At 62.6% G+C, this 15,884-nt stretch carries 13 protein-coding genes and 1 pseudogene; 6 read left to right on the top strand and 8 right to left on the bottom strand.

All coding sequences use genetic code 11. The features are described 5' to 3' along the window. Positions 1-5 precede the first annotated feature (5 nt). Together K6M89_RS11405 and K6M89_RS11400 are read left to right on the top strand one after the other, a co-directional pair. Positions 6-1,337, top strand: coding sequence for a phosphatase PAP2/dual specificity phosphatase family protein (locus tag K6M89_RS11405; RefSeq protein ID WP_222139506.1), 1,332 nt, complete (start codon positions 6-8; stop codon positions 1,335-1,337). After that, positions 1,334-1,774, top strand: a complete 441-nt coding sequence (locus K6M89_RS11400; protein ID WP_222139505.1) for a hypothetical protein — start codon at positions 1,334-1,336, stop codon at positions 1,772-1,774. Before K6M89_RS11405 ends, K6M89_RS11400 begins: the two co-directional genes overlap by 4 nt. A gap of 50 nt (positions 1,775-1,824) precedes the next feature. Here K6M89_RS11400 and K6M89_RS11395 read toward each other — a convergent pair whose 3' ends face one another. The 3 genes from K6M89_RS11395 to K6M89_RS11385 all read right to left on the bottom strand — a co-directional run bounded on the left by K6M89_RS11395 (position 1,825) and on the right by K6M89_RS11385 (position 5,715). Then, positions 1,825-2,991, bottom strand: coding sequence for an alpha-hydroxy acid oxidase (locus K6M89_RS11395; RefSeq protein WP_222139504.1), 1,167 nt, complete (start codon positions 2,989-2,991; stop codon positions 1,825-1,827). Between the two features lie 178 nt (positions 2,992-3,169). Next, on the bottom strand, positions 3,170-4,480 hold the full coding sequence (gene guaD / locus K6M89_RS11390) for a guanine deaminase (protein ID WP_222139503.1): 1,311 nt from the start codon (positions 4,478-4,480) through the stop codon (positions 3,170-3,172). Then, positions 4,477-5,715: a urate hydroxylase PuuD gene (locus K6M89_RS11385; RefSeq protein WP_222139502.1), complete on the bottom strand. Its 1,239-nt coding sequence runs from the start codon at positions 5,713-5,715 to the stop codon at positions 4,477-4,479. The genes guaD and K6M89_RS11385 overlap by 4 nt, the downstream gene beginning before the upstream one ends. 125 nt (positions 5,716-5,840) lie before the next feature. On the opposite strand from K6M89_RS11385, the pseudogene K6M89_RS11380 reads away from it, so the two are divergent. Together K6M89_RS11380 and K6M89_RS11375 are read left to right on the top strand one after the other, a co-directional pair. Beyond that, positions 5,841-6,523 (top strand): annotated as a pseudogene (locus K6M89_RS11380) (Type 1 glutamine amidotransferase-like domain-containing protein). A 161-nt stretch (positions 6,524-6,684) separates the two neighbouring features. Further along, positions 6,685-7,017 (top strand): hypothetical protein, encoded by a 333-nt coding sequence (locus K6M89_RS11375; protein ID WP_097578447.1) that lies wholly within the window; start codon positions 6,685-6,687, stop codon positions 7,015-7,017. 19 nt (positions 7,018-7,036) lie between these two features. Here K6M89_RS11375 and K6M89_RS11370 read toward each other — a convergent pair whose 3' ends face one another. Further along, positions 7,037-7,933, bottom strand: coding sequence for a LysR substrate-binding domain-containing protein (locus tag K6M89_RS11370; protein WP_222139501.1), 897 nt, complete (start codon positions 7,931-7,933; stop codon positions 7,037-7,039). Positions 7,934-8,034: 101 nt separating this feature from the next. Here K6M89_RS11370 and K6M89_RS11365 point away from each other — a divergent pair, with 101 nt between their 5' ends. Continuing rightward, complete coding sequence (locus K6M89_RS11365) at positions 8,035-8,229, top strand: hypothetical protein (protein WP_222139500.1); 195 nt, start codon at positions 8,035-8,037, stop codon at positions 8,227-8,229. On the opposite strand, the gene xdhC is transcribed toward K6M89_RS11365, so the two are convergent. The 4 genes from xdhC to K6M89_RS11345 all read right to left on the bottom strand — a co-directional run bounded on the left by xdhC (position 8,205) and on the right by K6M89_RS11345 (position 14,122). Further along, positions 8,205-9,017 carry a xanthine dehydrogenase accessory protein XdhC gene (xdhC, locus tag K6M89_RS11360; protein WP_222139499.1) on the bottom strand — a complete coding sequence of 271 codons (813 nt, stop codon included), beginning with the start codon at positions 9,015-9,017 and terminating at the stop codon, positions 8,205-8,207. The two genes, K6M89_RS11365 and xdhC, sit on opposite strands and share 25 nt — an antisense overlap. A gap of 279 nt (positions 9,018-9,296) precedes the next feature. Beyond that, positions 9,297-11,636: a xanthine dehydrogenase molybdopterin binding subunit gene (xdhB, locus tag K6M89_RS11355; RefSeq protein WP_222139498.1), complete on the bottom strand. Its 2,340-nt coding sequence runs from the start codon at positions 11,634-11,636 to the stop codon at positions 9,297-9,299. 214 nt (positions 11,637-11,850) lie between these two features. Further along, a complete protein-coding gene (xdhA, locus tag K6M89_RS11350) occupies positions 11,851-13,317 on the bottom strand; it encodes a xanthine dehydrogenase small subunit (RefSeq protein ID WP_222139497.1) in 1,467 nt (488 codons plus the stop codon). A 28-nt stretch (positions 13,318-13,345) separates the two neighbouring features. Next, positions 13,346-14,122: a 3-hydroxybutyrate dehydrogenase gene (locus tag K6M89_RS11345; RefSeq protein ID WP_222139496.1), complete on the bottom strand. Its 777-nt coding sequence runs from the start codon at positions 14,120-14,122 to the stop codon at positions 13,346-13,348. A gap of 156 nt (positions 14,123-14,278) precedes the next feature. Between K6M89_RS11345 and glpK the strand changes: the two genes are divergently transcribed. After that, positions 14,279-15,772 (top strand): glycerol kinase GlpK, encoded by a 1,494-nt coding sequence (gene glpK / locus K6M89_RS11340; RefSeq protein WP_097578461.1) that lies wholly within the window; start codon positions 14,279-14,281, stop codon positions 15,770-15,772. Positions 15,773-15,884 lie beyond the last annotated feature (112 nt).

Below are 15,884 nucleotides of genomic sequence, written 5' to 3'. Positions count from 1 at the left end.
AGCCGTTGGGGCAGGCAGCTTCTCCTCTTTCCCAATCAGCGCCGGTCCTGAAGCGGGCGGTGCTCTGGCTCGTCTTCCTGGCGCCGTTCTTCTATCTGACCTATGGCGGCGCCAACTGGCTGGCATCGCAACGCGCTTATGTGCCGAACATCGCCTTTACATGGGAAAGCGTCGCCATTCCGTTCCTGGCGTGGACGATCATTCCATACTGGTCGATCAACCTGTTCTACGCACTCTGCCTGTTCATCAACACGACGCCGCGTGATGTGGATATGCTCGCGAGGTGTTATCTGACGATCCAGATAATTGCGATCGTCTGCTTCATCGCCTTTCCGCTCGAAGCAACTTTCGTACGACCTGCCACGAGCGGCCTGCCCGGTTTCATGTTTGCCGTTCTCGGTGGTTTCGATAAACCGTTCAACCAGGCGCCGTCGCTGCATGTCGCGCTCCTGGTGGTGATCTGGGACCATCTGCGCGGTCGGTTGCCGCGCAGGGCGCGGCTTCTCTGGCACGTCTGGTGCTTCCTGATCGGCGCCTCGGTGCTGACGACATGGCAGCATCACGTCATGGACATACCGACCGGCATGCTGCTCGGTCTGTTTGCCGCCTGGCTTTTTCCGCGCGATGCCGGTTCCCCTCTTGCGAATTTCACTGTGAGCAGTGATCCAAAGTCGCGCCGTCTTGGCACCTACTATGTGTTTGGTGCAGCCGCATTTCTCGGCCTTGCAGCCCTCTGCACTCCCCTAACGGCCGCGGCACTTCTGTTGCTCTGGCCGGCCGTTGCGCTGGCGATCGTCGCCGTCGGATATTTCGGCGCCGGCCCGCAGATATTCCTGAAACGCGCCGATGGCCGGGCCGCGCTTGCCAGCCGTTGGCTGCTGGCACCCTACCGGCTCGGCGCTAACATCAACGTTTGGCTCTGGACACGCAAAATGCCGGCATCCGTGGTGATCGCTGATGGCGTCCATCTCGGTCGTTTTCCACGTCGCCGCGAGGCCGACCGTTTTGCCACGGTGATCGACATCGCCGGCGAACTTCAGCGCCCGAGCGGGACGCTTGCGCGCTGGTGCAGTTTTCCCGCCCTCGATCTTATAGGCCTCGACAAGATTCACGCGCGAGCCGCGGCTGATGTCATCGAGGCTGCGCGTCACCAGGGACCGGTCCTCGTCTGCTGTGCGCTCGGTTTCCAGCGGAGCGCCTGCGTCATCGTTAGTTGGCTGCTTACCAGCCGACGTTGCGAAAATCCGGCCGAAGCCTTGCAGCTGATCGAACGCGCGGGGCGGCGTGTTTATCTGCCTGTGGAAAGTGTCCGTGCTGCGAAGGAAGGCGTGCAATGACGCAGTGGAAAACCGCGGCCTCCGCGGCTGCGCGAAATCTCGGCCGCAATTCAATGTTCTGCGTGCTGATAGCACTGTTGCCACTGATTGCCGGCCCGATCACCGGGGGATATCGAGGCCTCGCCCCAACGCTCGGCTGGCTCCTGATGCTGGTTTTCTGCGGGATTGTCCTTGCGATGGCGATCCATCTTCTCTTCGATGCGCTGTTGTTTCGCCTCGCGTCGAGCCATGAGACAGAGGCCGCCGGCCTTGCCGCCGTCGACGACCTGCTATCCCGGATGCAGCTTCGCAAACTTGACGGGCCACCGCCTGGCCTCGAGAGGCGGATTGCCGGATCGCGCCGCATCGTCTGGCAGCAGCGGTTTGCGCTTGCCATCTATCTCGTGATTTTCGCGATCCTTCAGCTCAACGCGAGCGGCGGCCAACCGCCAGGCTGATTGGCATGCCGTTGCGTGTCCTGCAGGTCTTGCCCGCGCCATCGGCGCGTTCAGCCGGTGCCGATTTCTCTGTTTGAGCCTTGCCGCGAGATGATCGACGCGTTCACGTCGTTGATGTCGCGTTTGCCGCAGAGCGCCATGGTGATGTCCATCTCCTTGCGGAGGATGCCGAGCGCCAGCGTGACGCCCTCCTTACCCATGGCGCCGAGGCCGTAGAGGAAGGGACGGCCGATATAGGTGCCCTTCGCGCCGAGTGCTATCGCCTTCAGCACATCCTGGCCGGAGCGGATGCCGCCGTCGAGATGGATTTCGATGCGATCGCCAACGGCATTGACGATGGCCGGCAGCATGCTGATCGAGGAGGGGGCGCCGTCGAGCTGGCGGCCGCCATGATTGGAGACGACGATCGCATCGGCGCCGGTGTCGGCGGCTGCCCGGGCGTCCTCCGGGTCGAGGACGCCCTTGATGATCAGCGGCCCGCCCCATTGCTCCCTGATCCAGGCGACGTCGGCCCAGGAGAGCCGCGGATCGAACTGCTCGTGTGTCCAAGCGGCGAGCGAGGTGATGTTGGAGACGTTCTTGGCATGGCCGATGATGTTGCCGAAGGTACGGCGCTTGGTCTTCAGCATGTCGAGGCACCAGAACGGCCTGCTCGCCATCTGCCAGACATGTTTCGGCGTGAATCTCGGCGGCGCCGACAGGCCGTTGCGGAGGTCCTTGTGACGCTGGCCGAGGATCTGCAGATCGGCCGTCAGCACCAGCGCCGAACATTTGGCGGCCTTGGCGCGGTTGATCAGGCCGAGGACGAAATCCTTGTCCCTCATCACGTAGAGTTGGAACCAGAAGGGGCGCGTCGTCACCGATGCGACGTCCTCGATCGAGCAGATGCTCATCGTCGACAGGGTGAAGGGAACGCCGAATTCTTCTGCCGCGCGCGCCGCCAGCATCTCACCGTCGGCATGCTGCATGCCGGTCAGGCCGGTCGGCGCCAAGGCCACCGGCATCGATACTTTCTGACCGATCATCGTCGTTTCCAGCGTGCGGTCGGTCATGTCGACCATCACCCGCTGGCGCAGCTTGATCCGGCTGAAATCGCTCTCATTCGCCCGATATGTGGATTCCGTCCAGGCGCCCGAATCCGCGTAATCAAAAAACATTTTCGGCACGCGGCGTTGTGCGAGTTCTTTCAGATCGGCGATCGTTAGCGGAGTGGCCATGAATTGAACCTTCACGTCTGAATGCAATCAGCCGGCCTAACACGACATTTCGAGGAGCGTTAGGGGAAATCCGGGCGTTAGGCTGCTTTCGGCCGCGGATTGGTGCAAGAGTATATTCAATGGACTGACAGACGTTCATACAGTCGTCGGAAGGCTTCTATTTGGGAGCAAGCGGGTGTCATCGAAGCCCCACTTTCATAGGCAGACCCGCCACATAGGTTTCGGCGACCGCCCGGTCGTCGCCCATCGTCTGCAGGAGGAAGAGTTCCTCGGGCAAGGTCTTCACCGCTTCCAGCTTCAGCGCCATGGCCGGGGTCGCGGCCGCATCAAGGACGACGAGATCGGCGTCGGTGCCGGGGTCCAGCGCGCCGATCCGGTCGGCCAGCGACAGTGCTTCGGCATTGCCGCGGGTCATCAGGTAATAACTTTCCAGCGGGTTCAGCCGTTCTCCGAGTAATTGCTGGATCTTGTAGGCCTCGTCCATGGTTTTCAGCATCGAATAGCTGGAGCCGCCGCCGATATCGGTCGCCACGCCGATGCGCACCGGTTTTTCGCGCCGCGCCAGCGCCTTCATCGGGAACAGGCCGGAGCCGAGGAAGAGGTTCGAGGTCGGGCAATGGACGGCGACCGAGCCCGTCTCGCTCATGACATCGGCTTCGCGCTCCGAGAGGTGGATGGCATGGCCGAAGAGGCTTTTCGGCCCGAGCAGGCCGTAGCGGGCATAGATGTCGGTGTAGTCGATCGCTTCGGGATAGAGTTCGCAGGTGAATTTGATTTCGTCATGGTTTTCCGACAGATGCGTCTGGATATGCAGGTCGGGAAATTCGCGGGCAAGGGCTGCTGTCGCCTCCATCTGCGCCGGCGTCGAGGTGATGGCAAAACGCGGGGTGATGGCGACGTGGTTGCGGCCCTTGCCGTGCCAGTCCGCGATCACCTGACGGGTCTCGTCATAACCCATCTCGGGCGTGTCGAGCAGGCCCTGCGGTGCGTTGCGGTCCATCATCACCTTGCCGCCGACCATGCGCATGTTGCGCTTCATCGCCTCGGCGAAGAAGGCGTCGGCAGAGGTCTTGTGCACGGAGCAATAGGCGACCGCCGTCGTCGTGCCGTGGCGGATCAGTTCGTCGTAGAAATGCGTGGCGATCCTTTGCGCATGCGCGCTTTCGACAAAACGGCATTCCTCAGGAAAGGTATAGGTGTTCAGCCATTCGAGCAGGTTGGCGGCATAGGAGGCAATCACCTGCATCTGCGGAAAATGCAGGTGCATGTCGATGAAGCCGGGCAGGATCAGATGCGGGCGGTGATCGATCTCGACCACGTCGGCGGCTGCCTTTGCCTTCACGTCAGCATAGGCGCCGGCCGCCGCGATCAGCCCATCTTCGATCAGCAGACCGCCATCCTCCTCGTAGAGATAGCTCTGGCTGTCGGCGAGACTGAGCGGCGCGCGATGAAAAGACAGCAGGCGGCCGCGCAGGAGTGTTGTTGTCATTGTTTCTTGCCTTCGACTGCGCTTTGGAACCAGGCGACGAGCAGCTTGCGTTCGTCCGGCGTCATATCGGTCACGTTGCCGGGCGGCATGGCATGGCTGCGCCCCGCCTGTATATAGATTTCCCGGGCGTGGGCGGCAATTTCCGCGTCGTTTTCGAGCATCACCTCATTCGGCGGCCGCACGATGCCCTCATAGACAGGCTCGGCGGCGTGGCACATGGAACAGCGCGTCGCGACCAGTTGCTTGACGGCGGGAAAATGCGGATCGCCGGCGAATTGCTGGAAGGCGGGCGCCACCGCCGCTGCGTCCGTTTCGCTGGTCAGCAGCTTCGGCACGGTCGAAAGCCACATGATCAGGATGAAGAGGATGACGGTGACGATCCAGGTCCAGGTCGGCCGGCCTTTTCTGGCGTGCGTGGTGTTGAACCAGTGACGGATGGTGACGCCCATCAGGAAGACCAGGGCGGCGATCACCCAGTTGAATGCCGTGCCGAAGGCCAGCGGATAATGGTTTGACAGCATGAAGAAGATGACGGGCAGCGTCAGATAGTTGTTGTGCAGCGAACGCTGCTTGGCGACCTGCCCGTATTTCGGATCGGGCGTGCGGCCGGCGATCAGGTCGGCGACGACGATCTTCTGGTTGGGGATGATGATCATGAAGACATTGGCCGACATGATCGTCGCGGTGAAGGCGCCGAGATGCAGGAAGGCGGCGCGGCCGGTGAAAAGCTGCGTGTAACCCCAGGCGATGAAAACGAGCACGACATAGAGCACCGCCATCAGTCCCCAGGTGTTGCGCCCAAGCGGCGACTTGCAGAGCAGGTCGTAGACGACCCAGCCGAAGGCGAGCGATGCGAGCGAGATCAGGATCGCCACCGGCGGGCTGATATCGAGCACATGGCGATCGATGAGAAAGAGGTCGGCGCCGCCGTAATAGACGATGCAGAGCATCAGGAAGCCGGATATCCAGGTGAAATAGCTCTCATATTTGAACCAGGTCAGGTGCTCCGGCATTTGCGCGGGCGCCACCAGATATTTCTGGATATGATAGAAGCCGCCGCCATGGACCTGCCATTCCTCGCCATAGGCGCCGGGCGGCAGATGCGGGCGTTTCACCAGTCCGAGATCGAGCGCGATGAAATAGAAGGACGATCCGATCCAGGCGATCGCGGTGACGACATGGAACCAGCGCGCCGCAAAGGCGAGCCATTCCCATGCTATGGCATATTCATACATCGAATTCCCCTAACTTCCTCCGACTCGTGACATTGCGGAAATTTTGGCGGGGAGGGAAGAGGAGATTGAAGAACCGCACAGGACGCCGATTTCAGTAATGGCGGTGAAGCCCGGGGAGGAATGGCATGATCACCGCGCTCTACAGCGATCAGCTCATCGCCGAAAACGCGCCGATGGACCGGCGGCTTGCCGCGCTCATCCTCGCACGCGGAAACCGCATCGGCTATATCGCCTCCGCTCCTGAGCCGCAGCGCGCGAGTTCTTCGATGAAAAACGGCAGTACTATCTCCAATATGGGCTGTCTCTCGATCTTTTCGTCGATCTCGACGCGCTTTCCGGCGACGAGATCGGCCGGCTGTTTACCTGCAACGCTATTCATCTGACCGGCGGCCGCACCGGCGATTTTCTGAGACGGCTGCGCCAAAGCGGCATGCTGGAGAGGCTGCGCGCGTGGGCGCTGGATGACGGCATTCTCGTCGGAACCAGCGCCGGGGCGATTTTGATGACGCCGACGATCGCCGCCGACGCGCTGTTTTCCGGCGGTTCGCCGGATGCCGTGCGGGATGGCGCGGCTCTCGATCTGGTGCCTTTCGAGTTCTTTCCGCATGTGAACGACGGTCCCGGCTATCTCCCCTCGCTGTTGCGCTACAGCGAGACGACGGCAAATCGCATTCTCGCATGCAGGGACGGCGAAGGTCTGATCCTCGGCAACGGGCTCGTCGAAGTCTTCGGCGCTCCGCTGATGATTTCCGACGGTTTTGTCGAAGCTGCCGATCGCGGCCGCATCGTCGAACTGCTGTGTGCCTAAAAGCTGCCGAGAAGGTGTGTATTATCTCCGGCTTATACTCGGTCCGCTAATACAGCGGGTCTTGAAACCATGACGATCCGGTTACAGTTATGTTTAAGGCCGCCGGAATGAAATAAGAACAGTGGATCAGCGGCGGCGCATTCATCGACGGAGAAGATGCCATGCGCAGCATTTTGACGTGTGTGATGATTGCATATGCGTCGCTGGCGACGGCTCATGACGCACCCTCGGGGTGGAGTTATGACCCCTATTGTTGCAACGGCGACAGTCATACTGGCGACTGCCAGATGATCCCTTCGAAAAGCGTGGCGGTGACGCCGGGCGGATATCGCGTAACGTTGCTGCCGGGCGACCACCGGCTGGTCACGCATGCGCATGTCTTCCTGCTGCCGATGACCAAGGCGATGCAATCCGGCGACGAGGACTACCATCTCTGTCTTTTTCCGAATGAGGATACGCCGCGCTGCTTCTATGCGCCGGAGATGGGATTCTGAGACTACCGCGTGCCTGCTTCTAATCCCCGGCCGCCTTTATCTCTTCGAGGATCCAGTTGCGGAAGGCTTTGATCTTCGGCACGTTGCGGCGGTTTTCGGGATAGGCGAGCCAGTAGGCCTTGCCGTCGCTGCGGGTCAGCTCGAAGGGCTGATAGAGCCGGCCGAGCGCGATCTCGGCCGCATAGAAGGCCGGGTTGAGGATGGCGACGCCATGTCCTGACATCGCCGCATCGGCTTCCACCGCCTGGGAGCCGAGCTGGTTGCGCGGGCGGCGGTCGAGATCCGTGTCGGTGACGCCGGCTGCCTCGAACCATTGTTTCCACCAGATGTCGCCGGCGTCGAAGAGATCGAACTTCAGGAGATCACGCGGCTCCTTGATGCCGCCGGCCGATGCCGCCAGCTTCGGGCTCAGCATCGGCGTGAACTCCAGGCCCATCAGCCGGTGCAGCGCCAGCCCCGGCCAGTTGCCGTCGCCCCAGCGGATGCCGACATCGATCTGCTCGCGGGAAAAGTCGATGATATCGGAGGTCGCCTGAAAGCGCACCGCGATCGCCGGATGCTTCAAATGGAAGGAGCCGAGGCGCGGCGCCAGCCATTTCGAGGCGAAGGTGTGGGTCGAGCTGATGGCGAGCGTACCTTCGACGCTGTCGCGCGCCGTCGCCATCGCGTCGTGCAGCATGGCAAAGGCTTCGGTCACCTTCGGCGCCAGCCGCTCGCCGGTCTCCGTCAGCGCGATCTGGCGGGGACGGCGCAGGAAGAGCGGCTCGCCGACATTCTCCTCCAAGAGCTTGATCTGATAGCTGACGGCGGTCTGCGTCATGCCGAGTTCGTCGCCCGCCTTGGTGAAACTGCCGAACCGGGCGGCGGCCTCGAAAACGCGCAGCGCATTCAGCGGGAATTGTTTCGAGAGTTTCATGGATAAGTTCTCTTGATGCAGGCAGACGGTCGTTCGATTGGAATTGCAGCATTTTCCACGGCAAACTGCAACTCATACCATCAAACTGACGAGGTGATGTCATGGATTGCTTTGCTATCGAAGAGAAGCGCTCGCAGCAGAGCGTGGGTGTGTTCAAGCGTCTTGCGGGACTGCTGGTCGGCCGTTTCGGCCGGCTGCCCCGCATCGATCTCGATGCTGCGCCGGACCGCGTCAAGCGCGATCTTGGTTTCCTCGATGGACGCGATCCGTTTTACGAGGACGCCTGCAAGCGATAGGCCGCCAGCGCCGTCAGGATTTCGGCGGCGGTCATTGCGGCGATCACTTCGGGGCGTTTGTCCCTGACCGCCGAGCCGCCGATCGGCAGCGTCAATCGCTTCATCCAGCCTCGTTCGCCGCCTTCGCGGGAAAGCCAGCTTGCCAGGGTGGCGCGTTTGGTCGCTGAACCGATCATGCCGGTATAGGCGAGATCCTCCCTTGCCAGCGCTTCACGGGCGATGAGAAAGTCCAGCGCATGGTCGTGCGTCAGGATGACGACCGCGCCGCCGGCGGCAATATCCTTCACCAGCGCTTCCGGCATCGGCACGAGGCGGGTCTTCGTCGCCGCCGGCAGATTGGCGAGTTCTTCCTGACGGGTTTCGACCACCGTGACCGACAGCGGCAGCGGCGCAAGAGCAGCCGCCAGCGCGCGGCCGACATGGCCGGCGCCGAAGAGAAGCACCTCGGGCAGGCGCTCGATTTCGCCGGCAAGTGTGGCTTCGAGCTCGTTTTTCAACGTCGGCGTCAGTTGGCGGAACCGCAACTGAGTACGCCCACCACAGCACTGGCCGATCTCAGGGCCGAGCGGGATATCCATGGTGGTTGCGCCGCCGGTTCCCGCCAGCATCTCCCGCGCATTGTGGATCGCCATGAATTCGAACTGTCCGCCGCCGATCGTGCCCCACAGCGCGGTTGGCGAGACGAGCATGCAGGCCCCGGCCTCGCGCGGGGTGGAGCCCTGTGTCTCGGTGATGTCGACGAGGATGCTGTTGGGGTAGGCGGCGAGGAAGGTGGGGAGGTCGGTCATGGGAGGATGGCCGAGGAGTAAGTGGCTGTGTTACCCCCCTCTGTCCTGCCGGACATCTCCCCCACAAGGGGGGAGATCGGCATGAGGCGCGGGCTTCTCAAGACGGGGAAACGACGGCCTAAAACTGGATCTTGATAATCCGCTGTCAGAGCAATATGGGCGAAGGGTCGTCGTCTTGCCGATCTCCCCCCTTGTTGGGGAGATGTCCGGCAGGACAGAGGGGGGCGCCCACTCTGCCGGTTCCGCTCGAGCAACAAACCAGCCGGACGTCTTACCATCCTACACCCGCTTCATCCGCTCCACCGCCATCAGCACCCGTTCCGGCGTCGCCGGGGCGTCGAGCCTGGGGCAGACCTTGTAATCCGCGACGCTGGCGACCGCCATCGACAGTGCTTCCAGCACCGAGATCGCCAGCATGAAGGGTGGTTCGCCGACGGCCTTGGAGCGGCCGATGGTGGCCTCCGCGTTCTCCGACCATTCGGCGAGGCGCACATTGAAGATCTTCGGCCGGTCGGAGGCGAGAGGGATCTTGTAGGTGGATGGCGCATGGGTGCGCAGCCGCCCCTTGTCGTCCCACCAGAGTTCTTCCGTCGTCAGCCAGCCCAGGCCCTGCACGAAGGCGCCCTCGACTTGGCCGAGGTCGATCGCCGGGTTCAGCGAGCGGCCGACATCGTGGAGGATGTCAGTGCGGTCGATCAGATATTCGCCGGTCAGCGTATCGATCGAGACCTCGGTGCAGGCGGCGCCATAGGCGAAATAATAGAAGGGCGTGCCGCGGCCGGCCTTGCGGTCCCAGTGGATCTTCGGCGTCTTGTAGAACCCGGCGGCGGACAGCTGGACACGGGCGAAATAGGCCTGTTTGATGAAATCGGGGAAGGGGATCTCGCTCTCGCCGACCCGCACGCGGTTCGGCAGGAAGACGATGTCGGACGGCGCCACCTCCCATTTATCGGCGGCAAAGGCCACCAGACGTTCCTTGATCTGGCGGGCGGCGTCGTAGGCTGCCATGCCGTTGAGGTCCGAGCCGGAGGAGGCGGCGGTCGCCGAGGTGTTCGGCACCTTGGCGGTCGTCGTCGCGGTGATCTTGACCCGATCGATATCGACCTGGAAGCTGTCGGCCAGCACCTGCGCCACCTTGGTATAGAGGCCCTGACCCATTTCGGTGCCGCCATGGTTCAGGTGGATCGAGCCGTCCTGATAGATATGGACGAGGGCGCCGGCCTGGTTGAAGGCGGTCATGGTGAAGGAGATGCCGAATTTCACCGGCGTCAGGGCAATGCCCTTCTTGATATAGCGGCTGTCGCGGTTGAAGCCGATGATGGCATTGCGCCGCGCCCGGTAGTCTGACGTATCCTCCAGCTCGTCGACGACGCGGGCGATGATATTGTCCTCGACCTCCTGATGGTAAGGCGTCAGCGTGCGCCCGGAGCCCGGCTGGCCGTAGAAATTCAGCTTGCGGATGTCGAGCGGATCCTTGCCGAGGGCATAGGCGACCTCCTCGATGATGCGCTCGGCGCCGAGCATGCCCTGCGGCCCGCCGAAGCCGCGGAAGGCGGTGTTGGAGACGGTGTGTGTCTTGAGCGGTTTCGAGGTCAGATGCACATGCGGATAGAAATAGCTTGAATCGGCATGGAACAGCGCGCGGTCGGTTACCGGTCCGGAGAGGTCGGAGGAGAAGCCGCAGCGCGCCGCGTAAGTGGCGTCGACCGCGTGGATGCGGCCTTCGGCATCGAAACCCACTTCGTAATCGACCAGGAAATCATGGCGCTTGCCGGTGGCGCTCATATCCTCGTCGCGGTCCGGGCGGAATTTGACGGCACGGCCGAGCTTTTTGGCGGCGATCGCCGCAAGGGCTGCGAACTGACTGCCCTGCGTCTCCTTGCCGCCGAAGCCGCCGCCCATGCGGCGCACGTTGACGGTGACCGCGTTCGACGGGATATCGAGCACGTGGCCGACAATATGCTGGATCTCGCTCGGATGCTGCGTCGAGGACCAGACGGTGACCTCGTCGTCCTCGCCGGGAATGGCCACGGCGATATGGCCTTCGAGATAGAAATGCTCCTGGCCGCCGATGCGCATCTGCCCCTTCAGCCGCATGGCGGCATTCGGCATTTCCGTTTCCGGCTCACCGCGCTGGAGCGTCATCGGGGTGATGACCAGCGGGCCGCCATTGGCGAGCGCGCCGTCGATATCGTGCCAGTGCGTGAGGTCGCGATAGTCGATCTTCGCCAGCCGCGCGGCGCGGCGAGCCGCGTCGCGTGTTTCGGCGATGACGGCAAAGATCGGCTGGCCGTGAAATTGAACTAAGGTTTCAGCGAGCAGCGGCTCGTCATGGCTGCCGTTTGAGCTGGTGTCGTTGACACCGGGCACGTCCTTGCCGGTGAAAACCCAGACGACGCCGGGATAGGCGGCGACAGCGGAAAGATCGATGTTTGTGATTTCGGCATGTGCCCGGTCGGAAAGGCCGAGCGCGCCGTGTAGCAGGCCGGCGGGTTCGGGAATATCATCGATATAATCGGCGGTTCCGGTGACATGCTTGTGCGCTGAGTCATGGCGCAGCGCGCCGTGGATGGGACCGGAGATGACGACTTTGGGATTTTCGAAGGTGGACTTGTCCATTAGCGTCTCCCTGTCGAAAAATTGCCCGTCGCAGATGCTCCGGGCGCTCGGGGCTCAGCGCCGCTCGCCCCCCTCATCCGCCCTATCAGGCACCTTCTCCCCGCTGGGGAGAAGAGGGAGTCGTGACGTTGCCCATTGTCTCTTCTCCCCAGCGGGGAGAAGGTGCCGGCAGGCGGATGAGTGGGGCGGTTGGCGCCAACGGTTGACTTCTCCATCACGCCACCTCCTCGAACCGCTTCAGCTCCGCCGGCGCGCCGACGGTCTCAAGATAGAACCGTGTCAGCAGGTTCTTCGCCGTCAGCTGGCGATACTCCGCCGTGGCGCGCCAGTCGGTCAGCGGCTGGTAGTCGGTGTCGAAGGCGGGGCGGGCCGCTTCGATCGTCGCTTCCGTCCACGGTTTGCCGATCAGCGCGGCCTCGACTGACGGCGCGCGCTTTGGCGTCGCCGCCATGCCGCCAAAGGCGATGCGGATGTCGGTAATGGTCTCGGCCTCGTCGAGCGTCAGCAGAAAGGCGCCAAGCACGGCGGTGATGTCCTCGTCACGGCGCTTGGTGATCTTGTAGGCGGCAAAGCGGCTGGCGGCCTTGGGATAGGGCACGAAGACGCTTTCGACGAATTCGCCGGGTCTGCGATCCTGTTTGCCATAGGCGATGAAGAAATCCTCGAGCGGCATTTGGCGCTGCACTTGCAGGGAACGCAGGGTAAGCGTCGCGCCGAGGGCGATCAGCGGCGGGGGACTGTCGCCGATCGGCGAACCGTTGGCGATATTGCCGCCGATCGTGCCCATGTTGCGCACCTGCTCGCCGCCGATGCGGTCTATCAGCCGCCCGAGCGCTGGGATCTCGCTGGAAATCGCCTCGAAGGCCCTGCTGTAGCTGACGCCGGCGCCGATGGTGACGCCGTCTTCGCTTTCCGTCACCGACTGCAATTCGCTCAGATGATTGATGAAAACGACCGGGCTCAGCCGGCGCATCTGCTTCGTCACCCAGAGACCGACATCGGTCGAGCCGGCAATGACGGTCGCGTCGGGTTCCTCAGAGAGGACTTCCGCCAGCGCCTGGAGCGAAGCCGGAACGATCAGCCGGTCTTCGCCGCTGGCAATCCGGATGGTGCCGCTCGCCTGCATTGCCCAGAGCCGCGCGACGATTTCCGAGCGAGTCCGCTGCAGCGGGTCGAAGAGCGCGCTCGGCCGCTGCAGGCTGACCTGCTCGGCGGCCTTGACGATCGGCTCGTAGCCGGTGCAGCGACAGAGATTGCCCTGCAGCGCCTTTTCGATCTCGCGGCGGCCGGGTTTTTCCTTCGTTAGCCACAGCCCGTAGAGCGACATGACGAAGCCCGGGGTACAGAAGCCGCACTGCGAACCATGACAATCGACCAGCGCCTGCTGCACTGGATGCAGGGCGCCGTCCCGGCCGGCCAGATGCTCGACCGTCACCACGTGCGTGGCATGCAATGAGCCCATGAAACGGATGCAGGCATTGACCGATTCGTAAGCGAGCTTGCCGTCGGCCAGCCGCCCGACAAGCACGGTGCAGGCGCCGCAGTCACCTTCGGCGCATCCTTCCTTGGTGCCCGTCAGCCGCCGCTTCATCCGCAGAAAATCGAGAAGTGTCTCGGTCGGCCCGACATTGGCGAGCGCGATATCTTCGCCGTTCAGGATGAAGCGGATGCTGTCGTTCATGATATTCCCGGTTGTTTTTTCCAAATGGTTAAGCCGCCGTCCAGCCACCGTCAATCGAGATATGCGTTCCGGTCACCTGCCGGGCGGCGTCGCTGGCGAGGTAGAGCGACAGGGCGCCGATCTCTTCGGCCTTGACGAATTCACGGGTCGGCTGCGCCTTGAGGATGACCTCGCTCTTCACCTGCTCCTCGGTCATGCCGCGGGCCCTGGCGGTATCCGGTATCTGCTTTTCGACCAGCGGCGTCAGCACATAGCCGGGGCAGATGGCGTTCACCGTCACGCCGAATTCGGCAAGCTCCAGGGCGGCCGTCTTCGTCAGGCCTAATATACCATGTTTTGCCGCGACATAGGCGGATTTGAAGGGGGAGGCGACGAGCCCGTGGGCCGAGGCGATATTGATGATGCGGCCATGCTTTCTCGCCTTCATCAGCGGGATGGCGGCGCGCATGGTGTGAAAGGAGCTCGACAGATTGATGGCGATAATCTGATCCCACTTCTCGATCGGGAAATCCTCGATCTTCTCGACATGCTGGATGCCGGCATTGTTGACGAGGACATCGACGGTGCCGAAGGTCTTCGCTGCCGTTTCGATCAGGTCGGCGATCTCGGCGGGCTTGGTCATGTCGGCCGGATGATAGATCGCCCGGGCCTTCGACACCGATTCAAGCCGCTCGACGATCGCCTTGATTTCATCGACATTTCCGAAACCATTGATGACGACATTGTCGCCGGTTTCGGCAAAGGCGGTGGCGATCGCCGAGCCGATGCCGCTGGTGGAGCCGGTGACGATGACTGATCTGCTCATGCTGTTTTCTCCTGACATCGCGATGCTGCGTTGCAACGTTATGGCGAGGTTATGCCCAAAGCCGGCAGGCTGGCAATTCCGCTTTATTCGCTTTTCTCGGCCGCATCCGTGTCCTATTGATTTGCCTCGACAATCGACATGCCTCGGGAGGATTTAATGAGCGGATATGTTCTGGCGATCGATCAGGGAACGACGTCGACACGGGCGATCGTCTTCGATGGCGACATGCATGTCGCCGGCAAGGGCCAGAAGGAATTCACCCAGATCTATCCGCGTTCCGGCTGGGTCGAGCACGATCCCGAGGAGATCTGGGATTCGGTCGTCTCCACCGTCAACATGGCATTGCGCGACGCCGGGATTACGGCGAGGGATGTTGCTGCGCTCGGCATCACCAATCAGCGCGAGACGGTCGTTGTCTGGGAGCGCGAGACCGGCCGGCCGATCCAGAATGCCATCGTCTGGCAGGACCGGCGCACCGCGAGCTATTGCGATAATCTGAAACGGCAGGATCTCGAGCGGCTGTTCACCAGGAAGACCGGCCTGCTCCTCGACCCCTATTTTTCCGGAACGAAGCTTTCCTGGATGCTCGCCAACGTCAAGGGCGCGCGTGCGCGTGCCGCCAGGGGCGATCTCTGCTTCGGTACGATCGACACTTTCCTGATCTGGCGGCTGACCGGCGGCAAGAGCTTCGTCACCGACGCCACCAATGCGTCGCGCACGTTGATGTACAACATCGCCGAAAACACCTGGGACGAGGATTTGCTCGAGATTCTCAGGGTGCCGGCCGCCATGCTGCCTGACGTCAAGGATTGCTCCGCCGATTTCGGCACGGTCGATCCTGAGATCTTCGGCGCAGCGATCCCGATCCTCGGTGTTGCCGGCGACCAGCAGGCGGCCACCATCGGTCAGGCCTGCTTTGCAGCGGGCATGATGAAATCGACCTACGGCACCGGCTGTTTCGCGCTGCTCAACACCGGCGCCGATATGGTGCGCTCGAAAAACCGGCTGCTGACCACCATTGCCTATCGTCTCGACGGCGAGACGACCTATGCGCTCGAGGGTTCGATCTTCATCGCCGGGGCGGCGGTGCAATGGCTGCGGGACGGGCTCGGGATCATCGGCAGCGCCGCCGAGACCAATGCGCTTGCCGAGAAGGCCGATCCGACGCAGGACGTCTATCTCGTGCCCGCCTTCACCGGCCTTGGCGCACCGCACTGGGATGCCAAGGCGCGGGGTGCGATCTTCGGACTGACACGCAACAGCGGTCCGGCGGAACTTTCGAGAGCGGCCCTCGAAGCGGTCTGTTATCAGACCCGCGATCTCCTCGATGCCATGCAGAAGGACTGGAAGAATGCCGGCGACGACACGGTGCTGCGCGTCGATGGCGGCATGGTGGCCTCCGACTGGACGATGCAACGGCTCGCCGATCTGCTCGATGCCCCGGTCGACCGCCCGGTCATTCTCGAAACGACCGCCCTCGGTGCGGCCTGGCTCGCCGGCAGCCGGGCAGGGGTCTGGCCGGACCGGGATGGCTTTTCGGCAAGGTGGAAACGCGACCGGCGCTTCGAGCCCGACATGGATGACAAGGTGCGGGCGGCCAAGCTCAAGGGCTGGAAGAGCGCGGTCCGGCGGACGCTGAGCGAGGGGTGAGGCGCGATCGGAACCGCACCATAGCATTGCCTGTTTCGGCGGCTGGGGCCTCTGGCTCTCAGCGCCTTTTTCTTGATAATTTTTTGATGCGGCCTGTCGGCTAAGCGGTTAC

This window comes from Rhizobium croatiense, from assembly GCF_019793465.1.
Lineage (GTDB): Bacteria > Pseudomonadota > Alphaproteobacteria > Rhizobiales > Rhizobiaceae > Rhizobium > Rhizobium croatiense.
This window is presented reverse-complemented; position numbering and strand designations above follow the sequence as displayed.

Coding starts and splice junctions, on each gene's coding strand:
- K6M89_RS11400 (WP_222139505.1), top strand. CDS start 1,334: ATGACGCAGTGGAAAACCGCGGCCTCCGCGGCTGCGCGAAATCTCGGC.
- K6M89_RS11395 (WP_222139504.1), bottom strand. CDS start 2,991: ATGGCCACTCCGCTAACGATCGCCGATCTGAAAGAACTCGCACAACGC.
- guaD (WP_222139503.1), bottom strand. CDS start 4,480: ATGACAACAACACTCCTGCGCGGCCGCCTGCTGTCTTTTCATCGCGCG.
- K6M89_RS11385 (WP_222139502.1), bottom strand. CDS start 5,715: ATGTATGAATATGCCATAGCATGGGAATGGCTCGCCTTTGCGGCGCGC.
- K6M89_RS11375 (WP_097578447.1), top strand. CDS start 6,685: ATGCGCAGCATTTTGACGTGTGTGATGATTGCATATGCGTCGCTGGCG.
- K6M89_RS11370 (WP_222139501.1), bottom strand. CDS start 7,933: ATGAAACTCTCGAAACAATTCCCGCTGAATGCGCTGCGCGTTTTCGAG.
- K6M89_RS11365 (WP_222139500.1), top strand. CDS start 8,035: ATGGATTGCTTTGCTATCGAAGAGAAGCGCTCGCAGCAGAGCGTGGGT.
- xdhC (WP_222139499.1), bottom strand. CDS start 9,017: ATGACCGACCTCCCCACCTTCCTCGCCGCCTACCCCAACAGCATCCTC.
- xdhB (WP_222139498.1), bottom strand. CDS start 11,636: ATGGACAAGTCCACCTTCGAAAATCCCAAAGTCGTCATCTCCGGTCCC.
- xdhA (WP_222139497.1), bottom strand. CDS start 13,317: ATGAACGACAGCATCCGCTTCATCCTGAACGGCGAAGATATCGCGCTC.
- K6M89_RS11345 (WP_222139496.1), bottom strand. CDS start 14,122: ATGAGCAGATCAGTCATCGTCACCGGCTCCACCAGCGGCATCGGCTCG.
- glpK (WP_097578461.1), top strand. CDS start 14,279: ATGAGCGGATATGTTCTGGCGATCGATCAGGGAACGACGTCGACACGG.